Source organism: Streptomyces sp. NPDC002889 (assembly GCF_042888425.1).
Lineage (GTDB): Bacteria > Actinomycetota > Actinomycetes > Streptomycetales > Streptomycetaceae > Streptomyces.
The window spans coordinates 231,688-255,647 of the sequence record NZ_JBIAPT010000006.1 but is presented as its reverse complement, the minus strand read 5'-3'; the positions used below and the strand labels follow the sequence as shown (position 1 = coordinate 255,647).

The following is a 23,960-nucleotide window of genomic DNA, read 5'->3' as shown; positions in this document are numbered from 1 at the left end:
GAGACCCCTGTGACCGACCCTCTGACGTCCGAACTGCTGCCTCTGGCGCTGGAGGCAGCACGCCGGGCCGGCGCGCTCCTGCGGGACGGCAGGCCGGACGACCTGGGCGTCGCCGCGACCAAGTCGAGCCCGATCGACGTGGTCACCGAGATGGACATCGCCGCGGAGAAGCTGATCACCGGGTTCCTTGCCGAGCGCCGCCCCGACGACGGCTTCCTCGGCGAGGAGGGCGCGGCGGCGGTGGGCACCAGCGGAGTGCGCTGGGTCATCGACCCTCTCGACGGCACCGTGAACTACCTCTACGGCCTGCCCACCTGGGCCGTCTCCATCGCCGCGGAACGGGACGGCGAGACGCTCGTGGGCGTGGTGGAGGCCCCCATGCGGCGGGAGACCTTCCGGGCCGTCCTGGGCGGCGGCGCGTACCTCAACGACCGGCCCGTACGGTGCCGTCCCGCGCCCCCGCTGGACCAGGCGCTGGTCTCCACCGGCTTCAACTACGTCGCTGCCGTACGCACCCACCAGGCGGAGGTTGCCGGGCGGCTGATCCCGCAGTTGCGGGACATCAGGCGCAGCGGCTCGGCCGCCATCGACCTGAGTGACGTCGCGGCCGGCCGCCTGGACGGCTACTACGAGCGCGGCCTCAGCCCCTGGGATCTCGCGGCGGGCGATCTGATCGCCCGCGAGGCAGGTGCCCTGACGGGCGGCCGCCCCGGAGAGCCCCCGTCCGGCGAGCTGACCATCGCGGCCACCCCCGGTGTCTTCGAGCCCCTGCAGGCCTTGCTGGAGGACCTGGGCGCCTGGCACGACTGATGTCCCGCGGCGCGGTTCCCCGTCCCTGAGCCCGCACGGTGCATCGAGCCGCACGCCCCCGCGGCCCACTCGCCCCCGGGAACCGACGTCCGGCACGAAGAAGGAGGGCCCGGAACCGGGCCCTCCTTCGTCGTGCTCTGCTTTCGTGTTCGGCAGCTACGCAGCGCGTACAGCGCGTACCTGTACGCCGTGCTCGGCGGCCAGGCGGTGGAGGTCGTCCAGCTCAGCCTGCTCGACATCCGCGAGGAAGTCGTCTCCCGTTTCGCGAGCCAGCGTGAGGTCGGTCTCGGCGGCCTTGATGCGCTGCAGCAGTCCTGCGGTGAAAGCGTCCATGGTGCGCCCCCTCGGCGTAGGTCGTTGGCACGGGGGTGTGCCGGTCGGGTCCCCCTTGCCGCAGGCAGGGGGTGGGGTGGGGTGATCAACCCTGGAACAGGCCGTGGTGCGCCGCATGCAGGGCGTGATCGCGGGTGTGCCAGTCGTCATCCCCAGGGGTTCCCTCAGGGAAACCTCAACTGGCCCGGGAATCCGTTGTATTCCCCGTTGCCCTGCCTGCCCGGATTCGCCTTACGGCCGGTTTACGCGCGTAACGGGCAGGATGGATGCGCACAGCCAGTGCTCAGACGTGCCCTGTCACCACGAAGGGCTTCGAGGAAGGAACAGCGAAGTGCGCGTACTCGTCGTCGAGGACGAGCAACTGCTCGCCGATGCGGTGGCCACCGGACTGCGCCGGGAGGCCATGGCAGTCGACGTCGTGTACGACGGCGCCGCGGCCCTGGAGCGCATCGGGGTCAACGACTACGACGTCGTGGTCCTCGACCGTGACCTCCCGCTGGTCCACGGCGACGATGTGTGCCGCAAGATCGTCGAGCTGGGCATGCCCACCCGTGTGCTGATGCTGACCGCATCGGGGGACGTGAGCGACCGGGTCGAGGGCCTTGAGCTGGGCGCCGACGACTACCTGCCCAAGCCGTTCGCGTTCAGCGAGCTCACTGCCCGGGTGCGCGCGCTGGGGCGGCGTACGACGGTGCCGCTGCCGCCGGTCCTGGAGCGGGAGGGGATCAAGCTGGACCCCAACCGCCGCGAGGTGTTCCGGGACGGAAGGGAGATCCAGCTCGCACCCAAGGAGTTCGCGGTGCTGGAGGTGCTCATGCGCAGCGAGGGCGCGGTCGTCTCGGCGGAGCAGCTGCTGGAGAAGGCCTGGGACGAGAACACCGACCCGTTCACCAATGTCGTGCGGGTGACCGTGATGACCCTGCGGCGCAAGCTCGGCGAGCCGCCCGTGATTGTCACCGTGCCCGGCTCGGGCTACCGGATCTGATCCGGTGGCCGCCGCTCCGGCGCCCCTCGCGGCGCCCCCGAAACCGACCTGGGACCCCAGGGACCCGGTCCGCCCGTGGCTGCGTCCGACCATCCGGATACGGCTCACCCTGCTGTACGGCGGGATGTTCCTGATCGCCGGCATCCTGCTGCTGTCGATCATCTATCTGCTCACCGCCCAGGCGCTGACCGTCAGCGTCGCCGATCTGCCCTTCAGGATCGTCGAGGGCAAGGTGCTGCCCACCACGGACTGGTGCAGGCTGCCCGAGCAGGGCACCGGCGAGCAGTTCAACCAGGCCGTCTCCGCCTGCCTCCAGCACCAGCGCGAGATGGCCCTGAACGACCTGCTGCGGCGTTCGCTGTTCGCGCTGCTGGGGCTGAGTATCATCGCCTTCGCCTTCGGCTACGCGATGGCAGGGCGGGTCCTGTCGCCGCTGGGCCGCATCACCCGCACCGCCCGTCAGGTCGCCGGCTCCGACCTTTCGCGCCGGATCGAGCTGGACGGTCCCGACGACGAGCTCAAGGAGCTGGCCGACACCTTCGACGAGATGCTGGACCGCCTCGAGCGGGCCTTCTCCGCCCAGAAGCGGTTCGTGGCGAATGCGTCGCACGAGTTGCGTACACCGCTCGCGATCAACCGCACGCTGCTGGAGGTCCACCTTTCCGACCCGGGTGCGCCCGTGGAGCTGCAGCAGCTCGGCAAGACGCTGCTGGCCACCAACGAGCGCAGTGAGCAGCTCGTCGAGGGCCTGCTGCTGCTGGCCCGCAGCGACAACCAGATCGTCGAGCGCAAACCGGTGGACCTGGCGGAGGTCGCCTCGCGCGCCATCGACCAAATGCGCTCGGAGGCCGACGCGAACGGCGTGGAGATCCGCGGGGAGCGCGTGCCCGCCCTCGTCCAGGGCAACGGCGTCCTGCTGGAGCGGATCGCGCTGAACCTGGTACAGAACGCGGTGCGCTACAACGCACCGGAGGACGGGTGGGTGCATGTCTCGACCGAGATGCAGCAGGGCCATGCCGTCCTCGTGGTTTCGAACACGGGACCAGTGGTTCCCGCGTACGAGATCGACAACCTCTTCGAGCCGTTCAGAAGGCTGCGGCAGGAGCGCACAGGCAGCGACAAGGGGGTCGGACTGGGTCTGTCGATCGCCCGCTCGGTCGCGCGCGCCCACGGAGGCCGTATCATCGCGGAGCCCCGCGACGGTGGGGGTCTCGTGATGCGTGTCACTCTCCCGGTCTGAGGGAGTGACCGATGTTCGCTTTACGCGCAATTTTCGGGACCCGTGCCCGACCGCTCCGTGTGCGATCAATCACAGGGTCACATTTCAGGCCATCTACTCTCCGTGATCAAGACATGGGCTGGAACGCCTGGAAAAGTCCGGGTTTCCAAGGGTCCAGATGACGGGAAGTACACGGGGTGGCGCCCGTGAACTGCACCATTCGGACCGTGTACGGTCCTCATCGCCATCCAAGCCGATCACTCTTGAGGGGTTGGTTTGGGTGTCGATTGAGTAACAGACCTTGATGTGAGGCAAAATCTCCGCCTCAGGTCGGGCACAAGTCCGGCCTCTCACGCGTTACGTGCGCTGGAGACACCGCAACCACCCAGAGGGGGAGAGCGACATGGCAACGGACTACGACACCCCGCGCAAGACCGATGACGACGTCGATTCCGACAGTCTTGAAGAGCTGAAGGCCAGGCGGAACGACAAGTCCACCTCGACCGTCGATGTCGACGAGTTCGAGGCCGCTGAGGGCATGGAACTGCCCGGCGCGGACCTCTCCAACGAGGAGCTGGCCGTACGGGTCCTGCCCAAGCAGGCTGACGAGTTCACCTGCATGAGCTGCTTCCTGGTGCACCACCGCAGTCAGCTGGCGCGCGAGAAGAACGGTCAGCCGATCTGCCGCGACTGCGACTGAGGGACTGGTCGCCCGTGGCAGGCGAGACACCGTCCAGGAAACGGCGTTTCGGGCGTCACAAGCCGTCGCAGGCACTCCAGGGCGGCACAGGCCCGGCACCGGACGTCACCGCGTCCGCCGAGCACTCGGCCGCCGTGGCGCCGCACGGCGGTGCGGGTGAAGTGGAGCGAGGCCGGCCGGCCTCGCTCGAAGGAGCAGGTCAGGAGGGGCCCCCGACCAGGGCCCCACGCCTGGCCGCGGTCAGGAAGGGCGTCCGCAAGGGCGGCGACAGTGCCAAGGCCGGTCTGGCGAGAACCAGCGCGAGTGCGAAGACCGGGCTCGGCTTCCTCACCGACCGGATGATCGAGATCGCACCGCGTATTCCGGTGCGCGATCTGGCGACCCTGCGCAGGCAGTTTCCCGGCCTCACCCCCGAGCAGCTTGCCGACAAGCTGATCGCGGGCGCGGCCGCGGCCACCTCCACGGTCGGCGCCGGTATCGGCGCCGCGGCGATGATGCCGGTGCCGCCGGCCATGCCGGCAGAGCTCGCCGCGGAGATCCTCGGCGTCGGCATGATCGAGCTCAAGCTCATCGCGGAGCTGTACGAGGTCTACGGAGTGCGTCCGGCCGGCTCGATCGTCGACCGCAGCACCGTGTACCTGGCTTCCTGGTCGCATGAGCGCGGGATCGACGTGACCAAGCCGGCGACGATCGACGCCACCATGGGAGGCCAGTTCAGGCGCCGGCTGCGCCAGCAGATCATGAAGCGCATGGTCCGCAATCTGCCGAACCTGGTGCCCTTCATGATCGGGGCGACCGTCGGCGCGGTGATGAACCGCCGCGACACCCGCAAGCTCGCGGACCGGATCCGGCAGGATCTGCGCTCCCGGCAGGTCCCCTGGGACGCCCTGCCGTCGCTCCCGCCGCTGGAGCAGCACAAGGATCCGCTGCAGGCGCCCGAGCTTCCCCCGGCGCAGTGAGCGCTGAACACCCCAGGAGCGCCGACACGCCCTCGCGGGCGCGTCGGGTCGGAGCCCGGACGTTCCGGGCCTTGTGACTCCCAGGTCCTTCAGGCGGTACGAACCGCCGCCAGCGCGGCAGCCAGCGCCTCCGGGTCGCGTGTCGACAGATAGACGTACGGCGTCGGGTCCGCCGGGTCGATGACCTCGATCCGTACCGCCGTCGGAATGTAGCTGCGCAGCAGCATGAAAGCGCGCGCATCGGCCTTGTGCGAACGCCACGCCCGAGCCTCCTGAGCATCCAGCACCTGCGCGTCGCCGAGCGCCGACACCGGGATCCGGGCGTCGCCCGCCACAAGCGACCCGGCCACCACCCGGATACGCGCCGAGCCGTAGGAGCTGACCAGCGCGGCCGCCAGCGCCGCCGCCACGAGCACACCGCCGAGCATCGGCAGCGTCCCCAGCGGAAGCAGCACCAGACCGCCGGAGATGCCCACCAGAGCCGTGATGATCCACCACGATCGGGGGGCGGTCAGACGTTCTGCGTACTGCGCGGTGGAAGGCTGCATGAAGCCAAGCTTGGCACGGGGCGATCGGCGGGTAGCCGCGCGGGTAAGGTCTGCGCATGTGAGTACTGCGAACTCCCGGGGGGCGGCCCCCGGACCTCCGGCCGGCCCCGGTGCGCTGACCCCGCCGGCCGATGCCACAGCACCGGTGCGGCACCCCGACGCCCCTGCCCCCGGTGAACTCCTCGGCGCGCACTACGAGCATTGCTTCGGCTGCGGCGGCGCCCAGTCCCACGGACTGCACCTGGCGGCTCGGGCCGAGGAGGGTGTACGCGTCACCGCCGAGTTCACCGTCAAGCCCGCACACCAGGGAGCCCCCGGCCTCGCGCACGGCGGCGTGCTCGCCACCGCCATGGACGAGACGCTCGGCTCGCTGAACTGGCTGCTGCGGGTGATCGCGGTGACCGGAAAGCTCGAGACCGACTTCGTACGCCCCGTGCCCGTGGACACCGTGCTGCACCTCGACGCCGAGGTCACCGCCGTCGCCGGACGCAAGATCTACTGCACCGCCGTGGGCCGCATCGGCAGCCCGGACGGGCCGGTCGCGGTCCGCGCCAGCGCGCTGTTCATCGAGGTCAAGGTCGACCACTTCATCGACAACGGCCGCCCCGAGGAGATTCAGGCAGCCATGGCCGACCCCGACCAGATCCGGCGTGCCCGAGCCTTCGAGGTGAACCCCTGATGCGCGAGCCCGTCGATGTACTGATCCGCCGCGTGGACCCCGAGGTGCCGCTGCCGGTGTACGGACATCCCGGCGACGCCGGCGTCGATCTGGTGACGTGCGAGGCCGCCGAACTGGCTCCCGGCGAGCGTGCCGTGCTGCCCACCGGAGTGTCCATCGCGCTCCCGGACGGGTATGCCGCCTTCGTGCACCCGCGCTCCGGCCTGGCCGCCCGCTGTGGAGTGGCCCTGGTGAATGCCCCGGGGACGGTCGATGCCGGGTACCGTGGGGAGATCAAGGTGATCGTGGTCAATCTGGACCCGCGCGAGAGCGTGCGGTTCGAAAGGTTCGACCGGATTGCCCAACTGGTTGTCCAGCGGGTCGAGAAGGTGCGCTTCCACGAGGTTGCGGAGCTTCCCGGCTCGGCGCGGGCCGAGGGGGGCTTCGGGTCCACCGGCGGTCATGCCGCCGTGGACGGCTCAGCGGGTGGGAATCGATACGCTTCGGTCGTATCCGACCGGGAAGGACAGTGACGTGTTCGGACGTCGCAAGAAGAGTGGTTCCGCCAACGACATGGCGGACGCAACGGGCGAGGCCGAGCAGGTCGTCGACGAGCTCGACACGGACGCCGACGACAAGGGTGCGCCCCGCCGGGCGAACCTTCCGCCGGCGCCCCGGCCCGACGGCCCGTGGGACGTCTCCGAAGTTTCCAGGCCCGGCGAAGGCCGGGTGGATCTCGGCGGTCTGTTCGTGCCCGGAATCGAGGGCATGGAACTGCGCGTCGAGGTCGCCGGCGACGCGATCGTCGCGGCCACCGTGGTGCTGCGTGACAGCGCCGTACAGCTGCAGGCCTTCGCAGCGCCCAAGAAGGAAGGCATCTGGGGCGAGGTCCGTGAGGAGATCGCTTCCGGCATCACCCAGCAGGGCGGCGTCATCGACGAGGTCGAGGGCCCCCTCGGCTGGGAGCTGCGAGCCCAGGTGCCCGTACAGCTGCCGGACGGTACGGGCGGCGTCCAGCTGGTGCGTTTCGTCGGCGTCGACGGGCCGCGCTGGTTCCTGCGCGGAGTGATCTCCGGGCAGGGCGCGGTGCAGCCCCAGGCCGCCGGGCTGCTCGAGCAGGTCTTCCGGGACACCGTCGTGGTACGCGGCGAGGGACCGATGGCGCCGCGCGACCCCATCGTCCTGAAGCTGCCGGACGACGCGCAGATGGTGCCCGAGGGCGTCCAGCAGGAGGAGCAGGAGGGATCCCGTTTCTCCGGAGGCATGGGCCAGCTCCAGCGCGGACCCGAGATCACCGAGGTCCGCTGACCGACAGTGCGACGAGTGGGCCGTACCCCCTGAGGGAGTGCGGCCCACCGGTCGTTTCCCGGTCGTACGGCCGGCCCCGTCCGTGCGGCCCCTGCCCGTACTGCGGTTGCCGGGCCTCGCGCCGGAACCGGGCACGGCGAGATCGCCGAGCACCGACCCCGCGCGTCAGCCCCCGGACGCGGACGACAGACGGGCGGCCCGGATGGTCAGGTAGTGACGTTCCGGGAGGCTGTTCGTACGGGCCGCCGCCGCACGGTAGTGGTCGATCGCGCCCTGCCGGTCGCCCGCCATCTCCAGCAGGTGGGCACGGACCACATGAAGCCGGTGGTGGCCCTTCAGCCGGCCGTCGGCCTCGAGGGACTCCAGCAGGGCGAGCCCCGCCGCCGGGCCGTGCACCATCGCCGCGGCGACCGCACGGTTCAGCGTCACCACCGGGTTCGCGCCGAGACGTTCCAGCACGCCGTACAGCGCGAGGATCTGCGGCCAGTCCGTCTCCTCGGCCGTGGCCGCCTCGTCATGGACGGCGCAGATCGCCGCCTGGACCTGGTAGGGGCCGAGCGGGCCGCGGGGCAGGGCCTCGGTGACGAGCGCGACGCCCTCCGCGATCGCCTCGGCGTCCCAGAGACCGCGGTCCTGGTCGGCGAGCGGGATCAGTTCCCCGCCCGGCCCCGTACGCGCCGGGCCCCGGGCGTCGTTGAGCAGCATCAGCGCCAGCAGTCCGGTCACCTCGCTGTCGTCCGGCAGCAGCCCGTGCACGGCCCGCGTCAGCCGGATCGCCTCCCGGGACAGCTCCACCCGTTGCAGATCCGGCCCGGCACTGCTCGCGTACCCCTCGTTGAAGATCAGGTACAGCACGTGCAGGACGGCGGCGAGCCGGGAGGCCCGGTCCTTGTCGTCCGGCAGCCGGAACGGCACACCGGACGCCTTGATGCGCTGCTTGGCCCGGCTGATCCGCTGGCCCATGGTCGCCTCGGGCACCATGAAGGCCCGCGCGATCTCGGCCGTGGTCAGGCCGCCCACCGACCGCAGCGTGAGTGCGATCGCCGATGCCCGTGACAGCGCGGGATGGCAGCACAGGAACAGCAGAATGAGGGTGTCGTCCCGGCCCGGCGCGTCCTCGATGTCCGCCGCCGGCGCCGCCCTGCGGTCCTCCGGAAGCTGCTGGGCCACCAGATCCTCGCGCCGCCGCCGCGCCACCTCGCTGCGCACCTGCTCCGCCATGCGGCGCGAGGCGACCTGGATCAGCCAGCCCCGCGGATTGTCCGGGATCCCCTCCTCGGGCCACTGCGTCGCGGCGGCCAGCAGCGCCTCCTGCACCGCGTCCTCGGCCGCGCCGAAGTCTCCGTGGCGGCGGGTGAGCACGCCGACGATCCGCGGCGCGAGTTCGCGCAACAGATCGTCGGTCCGCACCGCGGCGTCGTCAGCGTCGGACAGCTGTCACAGCTCCTCGGACGGGGCCGGGGCCGACATCACCTGTCGTACCTCGATGGGCATGTTCAGCGGGGTGCCGCCGGGGCCCGGGGCCGTCGAGACGAAGGCGGCGAGCTCCACCGCACGCTCCTCGCTGTCGACGTCGACGATCCAGTACCCGGCCAGGAACTCCTTGGTCTCCGGGAACGGGCCCTCAGTGACCACGGCTGCTCCGTCGCCGCCGGCCCGCACGATCTTCGCGGTGTCCGGCATCGCGAGACCCTGTCCCTCGACGAACTCGCCGGCGTCCGCCATCGTCGTGTTCGCGTCCCTCATGAAGGCGATGTGTGCCTCGATCTCGTGGGGCGCCCAATCACCGATCTGCGGAAAATCGACCGTCTTCTCGCTGAACTGCATCAGCAGCATGTACTTCATGGTCCGCTCCTCACACTGTCGCGCCGTTCGGCAGGGCGCTTCTCACGGACAGGTCGCAGCAGGCGACACGATTTCGACATCCCGCGGGGGATTCCGCAGAAAAAGCTAGCGGGATCCCGGACCGCCCGCCGGGCGAACGCGCACGGCCCGCCCGGCGACCCCCGAAACCGCGTCAGAATCGCGTCAATACGCACCCCGGAGTACCTCGCCGTCCGTTGTGCCGCCCCCGCCCGTCGTAAGGTCGACGCTGCGCGGATACGGGCGCACAACAGGCGCGGCGCAGCGCTCGAAAGACAATGAGGCCATGGAAAGACAATGAGGCCATGGGACGCGGCAAGCTTCGGATCTACCTCGGCGCGGCGCCGGGCGTCGGCAAGACGTACGCGATGCTCTCCGAGGCGCACCGCCGGGTGGAGCGCGGCACCGACTGCGTGGTGGCCTTCGTCGAGCCCCACGACCGGCCGCGTACCGAGGTGCTGCTGCACGGGCTGGAGCAGATCCGGCGGAGTGAGCTCACCTACCGCGGCAGTGCCTTCACCGAGATGGACGTCGACGCGGTCCTTGCGCGGCGGCCCGCCGTTGCCCTGGTGGACGAGCTCGCCCACACCAACATCCCCGGCTCCCGGAACGCCAAGCGCTGGCAGGACGTCGAGGCGCTGCTCGCGGCCGGGGTGGACGTCATATCCACGGTCAACATCCAGCATCTGGAGTCGCTCGGAGACGTCGTCGAATCCATAACGGGCGTACGGCAGCAGGAGACGGTCCCCGACGAGGTGGTGAGACGGGCCGACCAGATCGAACTTGTCGACATGTCGCCACAAGCGCTGCGCCGCCGCATGGCCCACGGCAACGTCTACACACCGGACAAGGTCGACGCGGCCCTGTCCAACTACTTCCGGCCCGGAAACCTCACCGCACTGCGCGAACTCGCCCTCCTCTGGCTCGCCGACCGGGTCGACGAGTACCTCCAGCAGTACCGCGGCGAGCACAACATCAGCTCCACCTGGCAGGCCCGCGAACGCATCGTCGTGGGCCTCACCGGCGGTCCCGAGGGACGCACCCTCATCCGCCGCGCCGCCCGGGTCGCCGCCAAGGGCTCGGGCAGCGAGATCCTCGCCGTCTACATCGCCCGCAGCGACGGACTGACATCCGCATCACCGAAGGAGCTCGCGGTCCAGCGCACCCTGGTCGAGGACCTCGGCGGTACCTTCCACCACGTCATAGGCGACGACGTGCCCTCCGCGCTGCTCGAGTTCGCGCGCGGTGTCAACGCCACCCAGATCCTCCTCGGCTCCAGCCGCCGCAAGTCCTGGCAGTACCTCCTGGGGCCCGGCGTCGGCGCGACCGTCGCGCGCGAGTCGGGACCGGACCTCGACGTCCACATCGTCACCCACGACCACGCGGGCAAGGGGCGCGGACTCCCCGTCGCCCGCGGCGCCCGGCTCGGCCGGTCCCGGATCATCGCCGGATGGCTCGCCGGCGTCGGCGGTCCCTGCCTGCTCACGCTGCTGCTCACCAGCCTGGAGAACGGCCCGGGGCTCGCCAACGACGTTCTGCTCTTCCTCTTCCTCACGGTGGTCGCCGCCCTGCTCGGCGGGCTGCTGCCGGCCCTCGCCTCGGCCGCCGTGGGCTCGCTGCTGCTGAACTACTACTTCACCCCGCCCACCCACACGCTCGACATCGCCGAGCCACGCAATCTCGTCGCCATCGTGATCTTCTTCGCGGTGGGGGTGGCCGTGGCATCCGTGGTGGACCTGGCCGCTCGCCGTACCCACCAGGCGGCCCGGCTGCGCGCCGAGTCCGAGATCCTCTCCTTCCTCGCCGGCAGCGTGCTGCGCGGGGAGACGGCACTCGACGCTCTGCTGGAACGGGTGCGCGAGACCTTCGCCATGGAATCCGTGGCGCTGCTCGAGCGCACCAGCGACGTGGACCCCTGGACCTGCACCGCGAGCGCCGGGCCGCGGCCGGCGCAGCGCCCCGACGACGCGGATGTGGACATGCCCGTAGGCGACCGGATGGCCCTCGCCCTGTCCGGCCGCGTCCTGCCCGCCGAGGACCGCCGGGTGCTGGCCGCCTTCGCCGCGCAGGCCGCGGTCGTACTGGACCGTCAGCGGCTGGTCGGCGAGGCGGAGAACGCCCGGGAGCTGGCCGAGGGCAACCGGATACGCACCGCCCTGCTCGCGGCCGTCAGCCACGACCTGCGGACGCCGCTGGCCGGGATCAAGGCCGCCGTCAGCTCGCTCCGCTCCGACGACGTCGAATGGTCCGAGGAGGACCGGGCCGAGCTGCTCGAGGGCATCGAGAACGGCGCCGACCGCCTCGACCACCTCGTCGGCAACCTCCTCGACATGTCCCGGCTGCAGACCGGCACCGTCACCCCGCTGATCCGTGAGACCGACCTCGACGAGGTGGTCCCCATGGCGCTCGTCTCGGTGCCCGCCGACAGTGTCCAGCTGGACATCCCCGAGTCCCTGCCCATGGTCGCCGTCGACCGCGGGCTGCTGGAGCGTGCGGTCGCCAACATCGTGGAGAACGCCGTGAAGTACAGCCCCACCGCCACCCCCGTCGCCGTCGGCGCCAGCGCACTCGGCGAGCGGGTCGAACTGCGGGTCGCCGACCGTGGCAGGGGCGTGCCGGACGAGGCGAAGGAACGGATCTTCGAACCGTTCCAGCGCTACGGGGACGCGCCCCGCGGCGCCGGGGTCGGCCTCGGGCTCGCCGTCGCCCGCGGCTTTGTCGAGTCCATGGGCGGCACGCTCACGGCCGAGGACACCCCCGGCGGAGGTATGACCATGGTCCTCACTCTCAAGGCGGTACAGGGACATCCCCCGGCCGACGCCGACCTGCCCGCCAAGGTCACGTCATGACGTCAGCAGCACAAGAGCCCACACGGCAGAAAGGCAGGCCGGTAATGACCCGGGTGCTCGTGGTCGACGACGAGCCGCAGATCGTCCGCGCCCTCGTGATCAACCTGAAGGCGCGCAAGTACGAGGTGGACGCGGCGTCCGACGGCGCGTCGGCTCTGGAGCTGGCCGCGGCCTCCCACCCCGATGCCGTCGTCCTCGACCTCGGACTGCCGGACATGGACGGCATCGAGGTGATCAAGGGGCTGCGCGGCTGGACCCGGGTGCCCATCCTGGTGCTCTCCGCCCGCCACACCTCCGACGAGAAGGTGGAGGCGCTGGACGCCGGCGCGGACGACTATGTGACCAAGCCCTTCGGCATGGACGAGCTGCTGGCGCGGCTGCGGGCCGCCGTGCGCAGGGCGGAGCCGGTCCGCGGCGAGGACGATGTCGTCACCGTCGAGACGGACGACTTCACCGTCGACCTCGCGGCGAAGAAGGTGCACCGGGACGGCCGTGACGTCCGCCTCACCCCGACCGAGTGGCATCTGCTCGAGGTCCTGGTGCGCAACACCGGGCGGCTGGTCGGGCAGAAGCAGCTGCTCCAGGAGGTGTGGGGGCCCTCGTACGGCACCGAGACCAACTATCTGCGGGTCTACATGGCCCAGCTGCGCCGCAAGCTCGAGGCCGATCCCTCCCACCCCAGGCACTTCGTCACCGAGCCGGGCATGGGATACCGCTTCGAACGTTGATACGCCCCTGGTGGCGGCCGGTACGCTTTCTGTATGAGCGCTGTACCCCGTTCCGAGAAGGCAGTGAAGGAAGACAAGGCGGCGAGACCGGCCGGCCGATTCCGCCGCATGCTCGACCGGCTCTCCACCTCCCAGCAGGACATAGAGTCCGAGGAGCTGCAGGAGGACGCACAGGCATCGGGGTGTACCCGCATCGCCGAATGTGGTGATCGCCAGATCGTCAGGGTCACTGGTACCTTGCGCACGGTCACCCTGCGTCCGCGAGCCGGCGTCCCCGCGCTGGAGGCGGAGCTCTTCGACGGATCGGCCCCGCTGGATGTCGTCTGGCTCGGCCGCCGCTCCATCGCGGGCATCGAGCCGGGCCGGAAAATGATCGCCTCCGGCCGGATCTCCATGAGCCACGGTCGCCGGGTGCTGTTCAATCCCAAATACGAACTCCGACCAGTCGGACAGGAGTAGCCGGTGACGTCAGTCGACAAGCCGACCCCCACGACGACCGATCAGCAGCAGGACGCCGACGCCAAAGCCGTCACGGAGGCAGCGCTGTTCGAGGCGTTCGGCGGCGTGCGCGGCATGGTGGAGACGGTCCTGCCGGGACTGCTCTTCGTCACGATCTTCACGATCAACAAGGACCTGCACATCTCGGCGATCTCGGCTCTTGCCCTCGCCCTGCTGCTCGTCGCCGTCCGGCTGATCCGCAAGGACACGGTGAAGCACGCCTTCAGCGGCGTCTTCGGAGTGGCCTTCGGCGTCGTGTTCGCGATGATGACCGGCAACGCCAAGGACTTCTACCTGCCGGGCATGATCTACACCCTCGGCCTGGCGCTGGCCTACATCATCACGACCATCGCGGGCGTCCCGCTGATCGGCCTGATGCTCGGCCCGGTCTTCAAGGAGAACCTCTCCTGGCGGACCCGCAACCCGGGCCGCAAGAAGGCGTACGCCAAGGCGAGCTGGGCGTGGGGCCTCATCCTGCTCGCCAAGTGCGCGATCCTCTTCCCGCTGTACCTGTGGGCCGACACGACCCAGCTGGGCTGGGTACTGGTGGCTCTGAAGATCCCGCCGTTCCTGCTCGCGGTCTATCTGACATGGGTCTTCCTGGCGAAGGCTCCGCCGCCGATCGACGTCTTCGCGGAGATGGAGGCGGAGGAGCGGGCGGAGAAGGCGGCGGCTGCCGCGGCCGCGCAGCGGCACGAGGCATAGCCGCCCTCAGCTCACGGCACAGCCGCCCCGCAGACACCGAAGGGCCCGGAACCATGAGGTTCCGGGCCCTTCGCGTATCCGGCTGGCGTCAGCTCGTCGTGGTGTCCTCGCGGCGGACCGACAGCAGGTCCTCCAGCTGTTCCTCGCGTGCCTGCGCGGCCACGAACAGCAGCTCGTCGCCCGCCTCCAGCGTCTCCTCCGGGCTCGGGGTCAGGACCCGCGAGCCGCGGATGATCGTCACCAGGGAGGTGTCCTCGGGCCAGGCCACATCGCCCACCTGCGTGCCCGCCAGCGCCGACTCCGGCGGCAGCGTCAGCTCGACCAGATTCGCGTCGCCGTGGCTGAAGCGCAGCAGCCGTACGAGGTCGCCGACGCTCACCGCCTCCTCGACCAGGGCCGACATCAGACGCGGCGTGGAGACCGCGACGTCGACGCCCCAGGCCTCGTTGAAGAGCCACTCGTTCTTAGGGTTGTTCACCCGGGCCACCACCCGCGGCACCCCGTACTCGGTCTTCGCGAGCAGCGAGACGACCAGGTTGACCTTGTCGTCACCGGTCGCCGCGATCACGACGTTGCAGCGCTGCAGCGCAGCCTCGTCCAGTGACGTGATCTCGCAGGCGTCGGCCAGCAGCCACTCCGCCTGCGGTACCCGCTCGACCGAGATGGCGGTCGGCGCCTTGTCGATCAGGAGCACCTCGTGCCCGTTCTCCAGCAGCTCACCCGCGATGGATCGGCCCACCGCGCCGGCGCCCGCAATAGCGACCCGCATCAGTGACCGCCCTCCTCAGGACCCTCGCCGAAGGCCTCCTCGACCTTCGCGATCTCGTCCGTACGCATCATCACGTGGACCAGATCGCCTTCCTGCAGCACGGTCTGCGACGACGGCAGCATCGCTTCGCCCAACCGGGTGAGGAACGCGACGCGTACACCCGTCTCGTCCTGCAGCTTGCTCACCTTGTGCCCTATCCAGGCCGACGAGATGTGCACCTCGGCCAGCTGGACCGCCCCGCTCGGGTCGCGCCACTGCGGCTCCGCGCCCGACGGCAGCAGCCGGCGCAGCATCTGGTCGGCGGTCCACCGGACCGTCGCCACCGTCGGGATCCCCAGCCGCTGGTAGACCTCGGCGCGCCGCGGGTCGTAGATGCGGGCCGCGACGTTCTCGATGCCGAACATCTCGCGCGCCACCCGGGCCGCGATGATGTTGGAGTTGTCACCGCTGCTGACCGCGGCGAACGCGCCCGCGTCCTCGATCCCCGCCTCACGCAGGGTGTCCTGGTCGAAGCCGACTCCGGTGACCCGGCGACCGCCGAACCCGGAACCCAACCGACGGAAGGCCGTGGGGTCCTGGTCGACGACAGCGACCGTGTGCCCCTGCTGCTCCAGGGTCTGCGCGAGAGCGGCTCCCACTCGCCCGCATCCCATGATGACGATGTGCACGACCGTCCTTCCGGCTGTCCGTGTTCTTGGCTCGATGTCAAGGCTTTACAGGGTCTCAGACCGCCGCCCAAGCTACACACGCGCGGTCGCCACGGGGACCCCCGACGGGCCAGGAACAGGAGATTTGGCGCTGGAGCGGGTGGTGGATGGGCACCGCTCTTATCGAACGCTTACGATCCTCTGCGTGTCCAAACTGACCGACGTGCCCAAACGGATCCTGATCGGCCGGGCGCTGCGAAGCGACAAGCTGGGGGAAACGCTCCTCCCGAAGCGCATCGCACTCCCCGTCTTCGCCTCCGACCCGCTTTCCTCGGTGGCCTACGCGCCGGGCGAAGTCCTCCTGGTTCTGTCCATCGCGGGTGTGTCGGCGTACCACTACAGCCCGTGGATCGCAGCCGCGGTCGTGGTTCTGATGTTCACGGTGGTCGCCTCCTACCGGCAGAACGTCCATGCCTACCCGAGTGGTGGCGGCGACTACGAGGTCGCCAACACCAACCTCGGGCCGAAGGCCGGACTCACCGTCGCCAGCGCGCTGCTCGTCGACTACGTCCTCACTGTCGCCGTGTCGATCTCCTCCGGTGTGGAGAACCTCGGCTCCGCCGTCCCCTTCGTCGTCGAGCACAAGGTGCTCAGCGCCATCGTCATAATTGTCCTGCTCACTTTGATGAACCTGCGCGGCGTGAAGGAGTCGGGCAAGCTCTTCGCCATTCCGACGTACGTCTTCGTCGCCGCTGTCTTCATCATGATCGCCTGGGGCGCGTACAAGGGGCTCGTCCTCGACGACACCATGCAGGCCCCGACCGCCGACTTCGAGATCAAGCCCGAGCACCAGGGCCTCGCCGGTTTCGCACTCGTCTTCCTGCTGCTGCGCGCCTTCTCCTCCGGCTGTGCCGCGCTCACGGGTGTCGAGGCCATCAGCAACGGCGTTCCCGCCTTCCGCAAGCCCAAGAGCAAGAACGCCGCGACGACGCTGCTGCTCATGGGTGCACTGGCCAGCATCATGTTCTGCGGCATCATCGGCCTGGCCATGGCCACCGACGTCAAGATGGCCGAGAACCCCGGCCAGGACCTGCTCCGGAACGGCACACCGGTCGGCTCCGGCTATGTCCAGGACCCGGTGATCTCCCAGGTCGGCGCCGCTGTCTTCGGCGACGGCACCTTCTTCTTCGTGGTCCTGGCCGCGGCCACCGCACTCGTCCTCTTCCTGGCCGCGAACACCGCGTACAACGGCTTCCCGCTGCTCGGCTCGATCCTCGCCCAGGACCGCTACCTGCCGCGCCAGCTGCACACCCGCGGCGACCGCCTCGCCTTCTCCAACGGCATCGTGCTGCTGGCCGGAGCGGCCGTCCTGCTGGTCTGGATCTACGGCGCGGACTCGACCAAGCTGATCCAGCTGTACATCGTCGGTGTCTTCGTCTCCTTCACCCTCAGCCAGACCGGCATGGTCCGGCACTGGAACCGCCATCTGAGGACCGAGCGCGACAAGGCCAAGCGCCGCCACATGATCCGCTCCCGCGCGATCAACACCTTCGGGGCCTTCTTCACCGGCCTGGTCCTGGTGGTCGTCCTCGCCACCAAGTTCACGCACGGCGCCTGGGTCGCCCTGCTCGGCATGGTGATCTTCTACGGGACGATGAGCGCGATCCGCAGGCACTACGACCGGGTCGCCGACGAGATCGCCGCCCCCGACGAGCCCAGTGACGACACCGTGCGCCCCTCCCGGGTCCACTCCATCGTCCTGGTCTCCAAGCTCCACCGGCCGACCCTGCGCGCCCTCGCGTACGCCAAGCTGATGCGTTCCGACAAGCTCGAAGCGCTCAGCATCAACGTCGACCCGGCCGAGACCAAGGCGCTCAAGGAGGAGTGGGAACGGCGCGGCATCAATGTGCCGCTGAAGATCCTCGACTCGCCCTACCGCGAGATCACCCGGCCGATCATCGAGTACGTGAGGAGCCTGCGGCGCGAAAGCCCCCGGGACGCGGTCAGTGTGATCATCCCCGAGTATGTGGTCGGCCACTGGTACGAGCATCTGCTGCACAACCAGAGCGCGTTGCGCCTCAAGGGCCGGCTGCTGTTCACCCCCGGCGTCATGGTGACCTCGGTGCCGTACCAGCTCGAGTCCTCGGAGCTCGCGAAGAAGCGGGCCAAGAAGCGCCAGGAATGGAATGCACCGGGTTCGGTACGGCGCGGACCGGTGGACGGGCGTCCCAAGGAGCCCAGCAACAAGGGCTGAGCCATTGGCGTGGTGAACGGCCGGCGATGAGCCCCCTAGACTGGTGGGCTGGTCGTCCGGCCGTTTCCGCTGTGAGCCCCCTGATCCTCTGGAGTCACCCCGCTATGCAGAACGCCCCCGAATCCTCACTGGTCGGGCAGGAGTACGAGGTGGAGGTCGGCCCTGTCGCGCACGGCGGCCACTGCATCGCCCGCACCGAAGAGGGCCGGGTGCTGTTCGTGCGGCACACGCTGCCCGGCGAGAAGATCGTCGCCCGCATCACGGAGGGCGAGGAGGACTCGCGTTTCCTGCGCGCCGACGCCGTCAGGATCATCGAGGCGTCCAAGGACCGGGTCGAGGCACCCTGCCCGTACTCCGGCCCCGGCAAGTGCGGCGGCTGCGACTGGCAGCACGCCAAGCCGGGTGCCCAGCGGCGGTTCAAGGGCGAGGTGATCGCGGAGCAGCTCCAGCGGCTCGCCGGCCTGACGCCGGAGGAGGCCGGCTGGGACGGGACCGTCATGCCCGCCCCGGGCGACAAGCTCCCGGCGGGCGAGGTGCCCGCCTGGCGCACGCGCGTCCAGTACGCGGTGGACGCCGACGGCCGTGTAGGTCTGCGCAAGCACCGCTCGCACGACGTCCAGCCGATCGACCACTGCATGATCGCCGCACCGGGCGTCACCGAGCTGGGCATCGAGAAGCAGGACTGGCCGCAGATGGAGACGGTCGAGGCGATCGCCGCGACCGGCTCGAACGACCGCCAGGTCGTTCTCACCCCGCGCCCCGGCGGCCGCCTCCCGCTGGTCGAACTGGACAAGCCCGTCTCGGTGCTCCGGGTCGAGGAGCGCGACGGGGGAGTGCACCGTGTCCACGGCCGCGCCTTCGTCCGTGAGCGCGCCGACGAGCGCACCTACCGCGTCGGCATGGGCGGCTTCTGGCAGGTGCACCCGCAGGCGGCGGACGTCCTGGTCAAGGCCGTGATGCAGGGCCTGCTGCCGCGCAAGGGCGACATGGCGCTCGATCTGTACTGCGGCGTCGGCCTGTTCGCCGGCGCGATCGCCGACCGGGTCGGCGAGAAGGGCGCGGTGCTCGGTATCGAGTCCGGCAAGCGCGCGGTCGAGGACGCTCGCCACAACCTCCAGCACTTCGAGCGCGTCCGCATCGAACAGGGCAAGGTCGAGCAGGTCCTGCCGCGTACGAAGATCTCCGAGGTCGACCTGATCGTCCTCGACCCGCCGCGCGCGGGAGCGGGCAAGCAGACGGTCAAGCAGCTGGCGTCCTTGGGCGCGCGCCGTATCGCGTATGTGGCCTGCGACCCGGCGGCCCTCGCACGCGACCTGGCGTACTTCCGGGAGGGCGGCTACAAGCCGCGGACGCTGCGGGCGTTCGACCTGTTCCCGATGACGCATCACGTGGAGTGCGTCGCGATCCTCGAGCCGACGGCAAAGGGCGCCTGACCTGCATCTTTTTGGGTTGCTCCGTCTGCTCGACCTGTTTCCGCCCCTCCGTCGGGTGAAGCGCCGGATTGCTGCCCCATACCGTCTGACCTGCGGATTCAGGCAGGGGCGTCCACTGTTGCGCCAACGGCATCAGCGCACTCCTTGGACTGTTGACGCTCAAACGACGCACTTTCTGGAGCACCATCACATTCCCCGGTCGGGTCCGCGGGTGCGACCGGTTCCGCTGATTCCGGGAGCTGCGCTGTGGGCGGGTGGCTTTATAGCATTTCGAATGCCAAACTACTCCTATGGCTGATGACGCTGACTTCCTCCCGGGTGACGGTCCGAGTAGCGGTATCTCCGTGTCGCTGACCGCCGGCACTCTGCAGGCCATCCGCGAGCGGGTGGGCAGGCGCGGTGTCTCTGCGTATCTCGAGCGAGCTGCGCAGCGCCAGATCGAGCGCGACAACCTGGACGAGCTCATCGCGGACTTCGACAAGATCCACGGCCCGGCAGACCCCGTGGCCGTGGCATCCAAGCGGGCCAAACTCACCGGCTCAGCGCCAGGCGCCGAGGCTGCCGCGTGAGCGGCGCCCTGATTTTGGACAGCGAGGGTCTGGCGAAGGCCGTCCAGCGGGACCGGGACGTCCACGAGTGGCTGACAGCAGCCCGCGAGGCGGACCTTCCAGCGATCACTTCGGCCGCTGTCCTGGTCGAAGTCATCCACCCGAGGATCAACGACGCGGCCCTCAAGTGGACCCTGTCCCGCCTCCGCGTGGAGCCCGTCACGCAAGCGATCGCTCAGTCCGCCGCCGTCCTATTGCGGGCTGCCGGCCTCCACGGTCACAAGTACGCCATCGATGCCATGCTGTGTGCCACGGCTCTCGCTCAGACCGGCCGAGTGACGATCCTGACATCCGACGTAGAAGACATCCGAATGCTCACCGCCGAACATTCGCGGGTAGTGCCTGAGAAAGTCTGACCTTCCTTCAGCCCTCATCGCCTGGTTTCTGGCTGTATGGGCCGGAACGCCCACTGGAGAGGGAGGCTGCCCTTGGCAGACCAGGTTTATCGCCCCCGATTCAGACGGATTTCTGCGTGCAGGCGTTGGCCCGCCGTTCGGGGTGGCCTCGCAGGCGGTGCCGTAGCAGGGCTGTCGGCATCCCCGACCACCCTCGGCACGGCGAGCGTCCGCACCTCCCGCACCCTGCCGCCCGGCGTCGAGCCGCAGGCCCGACTGCCCAAGCACCTGCCGATGGCGGTCATGGTCACTCCGCTCCCCGAAGGGCAACGGCGGGACGGCTCGTACCTCTGCTGCCACCGCTGCCTGACGCTGCTCCATCCGGTTCCGACAAGGACTGGTGGTGCGAGCGCCACCGGTGCCGCCACCCGGGGCCCCGCACCGCACGGCCGGTCACTCGCCGCCTCGGCAGTGGGTGACCTGCGCCAACTGCGCAAGCTCCTGCGATAGTTCGTCACCGGCCCCGGACAGGCGCGGAGACGTCTCTGGAGGGCGAACTGCGCGCCATGGGCCTCACGGTCGAGTTGTGGAGGTCCTCGACTTCGGCGTCGCCGCCTTCCTCGACCCGACACCGCCAAGCTCACCACCACCACCGGCGAGCGTGGGACTTCCCGCCCACGGCGGGCAGGCCGCCCGTCAGGACACCGACGAACTGCCCGCCGACGAGGCGGTGATCGCAGAGGACCGAGCCGCGCCCACGCTCGTCGGACCGGAGGTCCAGGAACTCCGCACCGAACAGGGCGTTGAGATTCACGCGATCTATGAGGGCCGGCGTACCCATGCCTACTACGATCCCTCCTCCCGCATCGTGACGATTCACTCCGGCCCCGGCCGAGGCGAGTACGAGTCGCCCAGTGGGGCGGCGGTGGCCGTGGTGCGAGCCCTCAACCCGCTCGTCAACCCGAACCGCAACGGATGGTCGTTCTGGACGGTCACTGCCACGGGGAATCTGCTGCAAAGCATCCGCTAGTTGGGGACCTGGAGCGACGTCGCTACTCGGGCACTACAGTGCTCGGCCCATTCGTGGAGCCCGTCTCGGACCGACCACGCGTCCAGTAGGAACGAGACCCAAGGAGCCGGTCGACGCGTGCAGTTCGGCATCTCACTCAGCTGTCACGCCCGACATCGTGCCCAGTCCGCAACAGCACACAGACTCCGTCACAAGATCAGCGGCCACGTACTAGCATCGATGCCGAGTACAACCGGCTGACCGCCGGCGGCATGCCGGAGGAGTTCGCCAACTGCCCTTGCGGCCGGCCGTTCGTCTGTCACCGCGTCCCGGATCGACGGCGACCTGGAGTTGGTCGACACCATGCGCCGGCCCGCGGTCGTCGACACCGGGAACCTGGCGGGCCGCCGATGTCCCGCATTCAATGAGGAGGCTGTTCCATGGAACGCGTCACGCTGATCACTGGCGGTTCGACCGGAATCGGTGCCGCCACCGCCCGCGCCCTGATCAAGCAGGGCCACCGCGTGGCCGTCACCGGCCGCGACGCCGATCGACTGGCTGCCTTCGCTGCCTCCGCCGGAGCGGGGGAGCGGCTGCTGACGCTCACCGGTGACACCAGCGACGAGAGCCATATCGCCTCCGCTGTGCGTCACATCGTGGGCTCGTGGGGCCGGTTGGACACGGTCATCGCCAACGCCGGGTTCTCCCTGCCCGGCACCCTGGAGGACCACAACCCTGAGGCGATGCGTGCCATGGTCCTCACCAACGTCCTCGGCCCGGCTCTGCTGGTGCGGGAGACACTGCCACACCTCAGGGAGTCCAAGGGCCGGATCGTGATCGTCGGTTCGGTCGCCGGCGTCAGGAACACGCCCGGCAACCTGTACTCGGTCACCAAGTGGGCCGCGCACGCGCTGGCCGAGAACACCCGGCTCCTGGTCGCCAAGGACGGAGTCGGCGTCACCCTCGTCGCACCCGGGATCGTGGACACCCCGTTCTGGGACAAGCGCGGCGGAACCCCCGAGGCGGCACCGGCGATGAGCGCCGAGCAGATCGCGGAGGCGATCCTCTTCGCCGTGAACCAGCCCGAAGGCGTGGACATCAACCACCTCACCATGCGGCCGGCCGGCCAGGTCAACTGACCTCGCGCCCTCCTGCGGGGTCGTGCCAGTGGTGTGATGACCGCTCCTCGCACTGACCGCGGGAGGCGTGACGCGCCTGTCCGGTCGTTCAAGGGCTGACATGGTCCGGGAGAGGCGCGGGCGACGGGACGCTCGGTCTCGTCGCCCGTCTACCAGCAGAGTGGTGTCACTGCACGAGCATCGATTTGGCTCGCCCCATCAGATAGCCCATCTGTAACCGGTTGCGTGCTCCCAGTTCCTGCTTCATGGACGCGATGTGCGTCTGCAGGGACCGCTCGCCGATACCGAGCCGCCGTGCTATCTGCTTGTCCGAATAGCCCTCGACCAGCAGGCGCTTGATCGACTCGCGGATGGCGGGGATGACCTCGTCCGCCGCCTTCGCCGCGTGGTGCGGGACGAAGGGGAAGGGCTGCGCCCGGTCCCACGACCTGTTGAACGTGTCGCGGAGGAACCTCACGACGGCCGGCTCCCTCACCGCGGCTGCGGAAGTGCGGTCGTCGTTCGTGGCGATGAACGCGACGTCGTCCACGATGACGAGGCGGTCGAAGAACTCGTCGAGGGTACGAACCGACGCCCCGTGTTTCGTCACCTCGCGCACGTATTCCTTGGTCGCCTCATCGAAACGCGTGCTGTGCTGATAAAGCGTCCGCATTGCGATACCTGCGGCTATGTGACGCCGCACGCTTTCCAAAGCTTCTTTCAGGACTTCGCTCGGGCGGGAACCGTCCGGCTGTGCGGTGAGAATTTCCCGCCTGGCTCCCGAGAGAGCTTCACCGATTGCCTGAGTTATATGGGATACGCCGTGGATGTAGCGGATGTCCGAGCGTCGGCCGCTGGCGGCCGGCGACGCGCTGCTCAGCCGGCTGACGTGTTCTTCGGTGAGTCGACTCAGGTCCGTCAGGTGTTCAACCATTCCGCGGAAGAACGCTTCCGGCTCCGTCGAGCAGCTCGGCGGAGCGACGAGATGGTGATGACGTTGGGGGCTTTCGGCGTCTTCTGAGTCGTTTGCACTCTTCACTCGTCCCCCTGTTATGTCTGCTTTGCCTGACTATGGACCGTGCGGTTTCCGGTACTGCGGAAACCCGAACCATCTTAGAGCTTTGCCCGCCGGGTGCGGCCGCGACATATTGAGAGCACCGATCTCTGGGGGGAGAGATCTGGTCCAACCTCCCTTCCAGCTGCACGGCAAACGGTATGAGGAGCTTGGATTCATGTTGCAGGATCTGTCAGTGTTCACCCGCGCTGCCCGTACCACCTTCCGCGGCAACGTCACCGGCGCACTCGTCGCGTTAACCCTCGGGCTCGGCTCGTGGTCGATGGCTACGGCCGGAGCGCCGACGGAGGTGGGCACCGGTTCGGGCATGCTGTATGCCGGAGATGTCGGCTGGAATGGGGCAAAGCCCGGCGCCGCTTCCTGATCGCGCATGGCGCAGCGAGAGAATGGTTGATCCGTGACAGTCTGACCGGGTCACCTTGCCGAGCAACAATCACCTCAGCCGAACCGACGTCACGTAGGTGTCGGCCTTGAATCGGGCTGACTGGTACGGCCTTTCCCGCTGCCCGACGTGAAGCGAGCGGTCACGGCCTGACCGTCCCACGGAAG

General features: G+C 69.3%; 26 protein-coding genes. 19 read left to right on the top strand and 7 right to left on the bottom strand.

Going from position 1 to position 23,960, the window contains the following annotated elements; genetic code table 11:
- The first annotated feature begins 9 nt into the window (after positions 1 to 9).
- Complete coding sequence (locus tag ACFYWI_RS11510) at positions 10 to 810, top strand: inositol monophosphatase family protein (protein WP_389228964.1); 801 nt, start codon at positions 10 to 12, stop codon at positions 808 to 810.
- A gap of 156 nt (positions 811 to 966) precedes the next feature.
- On the opposite strand, the gene ACFYWI_RS11505 is transcribed toward ACFYWI_RS11510, so the two are convergent.
- Complete coding sequence (locus tag ACFYWI_RS11505) at positions 967 to 1,143, bottom strand: hypothetical protein (protein ID WP_389228961.1); 177 nt, start codon at positions 1,141 to 1,143, stop codon at positions 967 to 969.
- 331 nt (positions 1,144 to 1,474) lie between these two features.
- On the opposite strand from ACFYWI_RS11505, the gene ACFYWI_RS11500 reads away from it, so the two are divergent.
- From ACFYWI_RS11500 to ACFYWI_RS11485, 4 genes are all read left to right on the top strand, one after another.
- Complete coding sequence (locus ACFYWI_RS11500; protein ID WP_389228958.1) at positions 1,475 to 2,128, top strand: response regulator transcription factor; 654 nt, start codon at positions 1,475 to 1,477, stop codon at positions 2,126 to 2,128.
- A gap of 4 nt (positions 2,129 to 2,132) precedes the next feature.
- Positions 2,133 to 3,368: a sensor histidine kinase gene (locus ACFYWI_RS11495; RefSeq protein WP_389228955.1), complete on the top strand. Its 1,236-nt coding sequence runs from the start codon at positions 2,133 to 2,135 to the stop codon at positions 3,366 to 3,368.
- A 382-nt stretch (positions 3,369 to 3,750) separates the two neighbouring features.
- Positions 3,751 to 4,047 carry a DUF4193 domain-containing protein gene (locus ACFYWI_RS11490; RefSeq protein ID WP_005310959.1) on the top strand — a complete coding sequence of 99 codons (297 nt, stop codon included), beginning with the start codon at positions 3,751 to 3,753 and terminating at the stop codon, positions 4,045 to 4,047.
- A 14-nt stretch (positions 4,048 to 4,061) separates the two neighbouring features.
- On the top strand, positions 4,062 to 5,006 hold the full coding sequence (locus ACFYWI_RS11485) for a hypothetical protein (RefSeq protein WP_389228952.1): 945 nt from the start codon (positions 4,062 to 4,064) through the stop codon (positions 5,004 to 5,006).
- Positions 5,007 to 5,095: 89 nt separating this feature from the next.
- Here ACFYWI_RS11485 and ACFYWI_RS11480 read toward each other — a convergent pair whose 3' ends face one another.
- On the bottom strand, positions 5,096 to 5,554 hold the full coding sequence (locus ACFYWI_RS11480; protein ID WP_389228949.1) for a DUF3093 domain-containing protein: 459 nt from the start codon (positions 5,552 to 5,554) through the stop codon (positions 5,096 to 5,098).
- A 58-nt stretch (positions 5,555 to 5,612) separates the two neighbouring features.
- Here ACFYWI_RS11480 and ACFYWI_RS11475 point away from each other — a divergent pair, with 58 nt between their 5' ends.
- From ACFYWI_RS11475 to ACFYWI_RS11465, 3 genes are read left to right on the top strand one after another with little or no spacing between them, the layout of a single operon-like run.
- The gene (locus tag ACFYWI_RS11475) at positions 5,613 to 6,233 is read left to right on the top strand and encodes a PaaI family thioesterase (protein WP_389228946.1); all 621 of its coding nucleotides are present in this window, start codon (positions 5,613 to 5,615) and stop codon (positions 6,231 to 6,233) included.
- Entirely contained in the window at positions 6,233 to 6,745 is a 513-nt protein-coding gene (gene dut / locus ACFYWI_RS11470; RefSeq protein ID WP_389228943.1) for a dUTP diphosphatase, read from the top strand. The genes ACFYWI_RS11475 and dut overlap by 1 nt, the downstream gene beginning before the upstream one ends.
- Position 6,746: 1 nt before the next feature.
- A complete protein-coding gene (locus ACFYWI_RS11465) occupies positions 6,747 to 7,520 on the top strand; it encodes a DUF3710 domain-containing protein (RefSeq protein WP_389228940.1) in 774 nt (257 codons plus the stop codon).
- 165 nt (positions 7,521 to 7,685) lie between these two features.
- Here ACFYWI_RS11465 and ACFYWI_RS11460 read toward each other — a convergent pair whose 3' ends face one another.
- Complete coding sequence (locus ACFYWI_RS11460) at positions 7,686 to 8,930, bottom strand: RNA polymerase sigma factor (RefSeq protein ID WP_389228937.1); 1,245 nt, start codon at positions 8,928 to 8,930, stop codon at positions 7,686 to 7,688.
- Between the two features lie 27 nt (positions 8,931 to 8,957).
- Complete coding sequence (locus tag ACFYWI_RS11455; RefSeq protein ID WP_389228933.1) at positions 8,958 to 9,365, bottom strand: YciI family protein; 408 nt, start codon at positions 9,363 to 9,365, stop codon at positions 8,958 to 8,960.
- Between the two features lie 323 nt (positions 9,366 to 9,688).
- Between ACFYWI_RS11455 and ACFYWI_RS11450 the strand changes: the two genes are divergently transcribed.
- From ACFYWI_RS11450 to ACFYWI_RS11435, 4 genes are read left to right on the top strand one after another with little or no spacing between them, the layout of a single operon-like run.
- On the top strand, positions 9,689 to 12,232 hold the full coding sequence (locus ACFYWI_RS11450; RefSeq protein WP_389228930.1) for an ATP-binding protein: 2,544 nt from the start codon (positions 9,689 to 9,691) through the stop codon (positions 12,230 to 12,232).
- 44 nt (positions 12,233 to 12,276) lie between these two features.
- A complete protein-coding gene (locus ACFYWI_RS11445) occupies positions 12,277 to 12,960 on the top strand; it encodes a response regulator (RefSeq protein WP_389228927.1) in 684 nt (227 codons plus the stop codon).
- A gap of 33 nt (positions 12,961 to 12,993) precedes the next feature.
- A complete protein-coding gene (locus ACFYWI_RS11440; protein ID WP_389228923.1) occupies positions 12,994 to 13,419 on the top strand; it encodes an OB-fold nucleic acid binding domain-containing protein in 426 nt (141 codons plus the stop codon).
- 3 nt (positions 13,420 to 13,422) lie between these two features.
- A complete protein-coding gene (locus ACFYWI_RS11435) occupies positions 13,423 to 14,163 on the top strand; it encodes a DUF3159 domain-containing protein (RefSeq protein WP_389228920.1) in 741 nt (246 codons plus the stop codon).
- Between the two features lie 88 nt (positions 14,164 to 14,251).
- On the opposite strand, the gene ACFYWI_RS11430 is transcribed toward ACFYWI_RS11435, so the two are convergent.
- Positions 14,252 to 14,932 carry a potassium channel family protein gene (locus ACFYWI_RS11430; protein ID WP_389228917.1) on the bottom strand — a complete coding sequence of 227 codons (681 nt, stop codon included), beginning with the start codon at positions 14,930 to 14,932 and terminating at the stop codon, positions 14,252 to 14,254.
- Positions 14,932 to 15,600 (bottom strand): potassium channel family protein, encoded by a 669-nt coding sequence (locus ACFYWI_RS11425; RefSeq protein WP_389228914.1) that lies wholly within the window; start codon positions 15,598 to 15,600, stop codon positions 14,932 to 14,934. Before ACFYWI_RS11425 ends, ACFYWI_RS11430 begins: the two co-directional genes overlap by 1 nt.
- Before the next feature lie 184 nt (positions 15,601 to 15,784).
- Here ACFYWI_RS11425 and ACFYWI_RS11420 point away from each other — a divergent pair, with 184 nt between their 5' ends.
- From ACFYWI_RS11420 to ACFYWI_RS11395, 6 genes are all read left to right on the top strand, one after another.
- On the top strand, positions 15,785 to 17,833 hold the full coding sequence (locus ACFYWI_RS11420; RefSeq protein WP_389228911.1) for an APC family permease: 2,049 nt from the start codon (positions 15,785 to 15,787) through the stop codon (positions 17,831 to 17,833).
- Positions 17,834 to 17,937: 104 nt separating this feature from the next.
- Positions 17,938 to 19,266, top strand: a complete 1,329-nt coding sequence (locus tag ACFYWI_RS11415; protein ID WP_389228908.1) for a class I SAM-dependent RNA methyltransferase — start codon at positions 17,938 to 17,940, stop codon at positions 19,264 to 19,266.
- Positions 19,267 to 19,556: 290 nt separating this feature from the next.
- Complete coding sequence (locus ACFYWI_RS11410; RefSeq protein WP_389228905.1) at positions 19,557 to 19,835, top strand: hypothetical protein; 279 nt, start codon at positions 19,557 to 19,559, stop codon at positions 19,833 to 19,835.
- On the top strand, positions 19,832 to 20,230 hold the full coding sequence (locus tag ACFYWI_RS11405; RefSeq protein ID WP_389228902.1) for a PIN domain-containing protein: 399 nt from the start codon (positions 19,832 to 19,834) through the stop codon (positions 20,228 to 20,230). The genes ACFYWI_RS11410 and ACFYWI_RS11405 overlap by 4 nt, the downstream gene beginning before the upstream one ends.
- A 565-nt stretch (positions 20,231 to 20,795) precedes the next feature.
- Positions 20,796 to 21,239: a hypothetical protein gene (locus ACFYWI_RS11400; protein ID WP_389228899.1), complete on the top strand. Its 444-nt coding sequence runs from the start codon at positions 20,796 to 20,798 to the stop codon at positions 21,237 to 21,239.
- Positions 21,240 to 21,658: 419 nt separating this feature from the next.
- Complete coding sequence (locus ACFYWI_RS11395) at positions 21,659 to 22,357, top strand: SDR family oxidoreductase (protein WP_389228896.1); 699 nt, start codon at positions 21,659 to 21,661, stop codon at positions 22,355 to 22,357.
- Positions 22,358 to 22,523: 166 nt separating this feature from the next.
- Here ACFYWI_RS11395 and ACFYWI_RS11390 read toward each other — a convergent pair whose 3' ends face one another.
- Positions 22,524 to 23,375, bottom strand: coding sequence for a LuxR C-terminal-related transcriptional regulator (locus ACFYWI_RS11390; RefSeq protein ID WP_389228894.1), 852 nt, complete (start codon positions 23,373 to 23,375; stop codon positions 22,524 to 22,526).
- Between the two features lie 193 nt (positions 23,376 to 23,568).
- On the opposite strand from ACFYWI_RS11390, the gene ACFYWI_RS11385 reads away from it, so the two are divergent.
- A complete protein-coding gene (locus ACFYWI_RS11385; RefSeq protein ID WP_389228891.1) occupies positions 23,569 to 23,775 on the top strand; it encodes a hypothetical protein in 207 nt (68 codons plus the stop codon).
- The last annotated feature ends 185 nt before the right edge of the window (positions 23,776 to 23,960 follow it).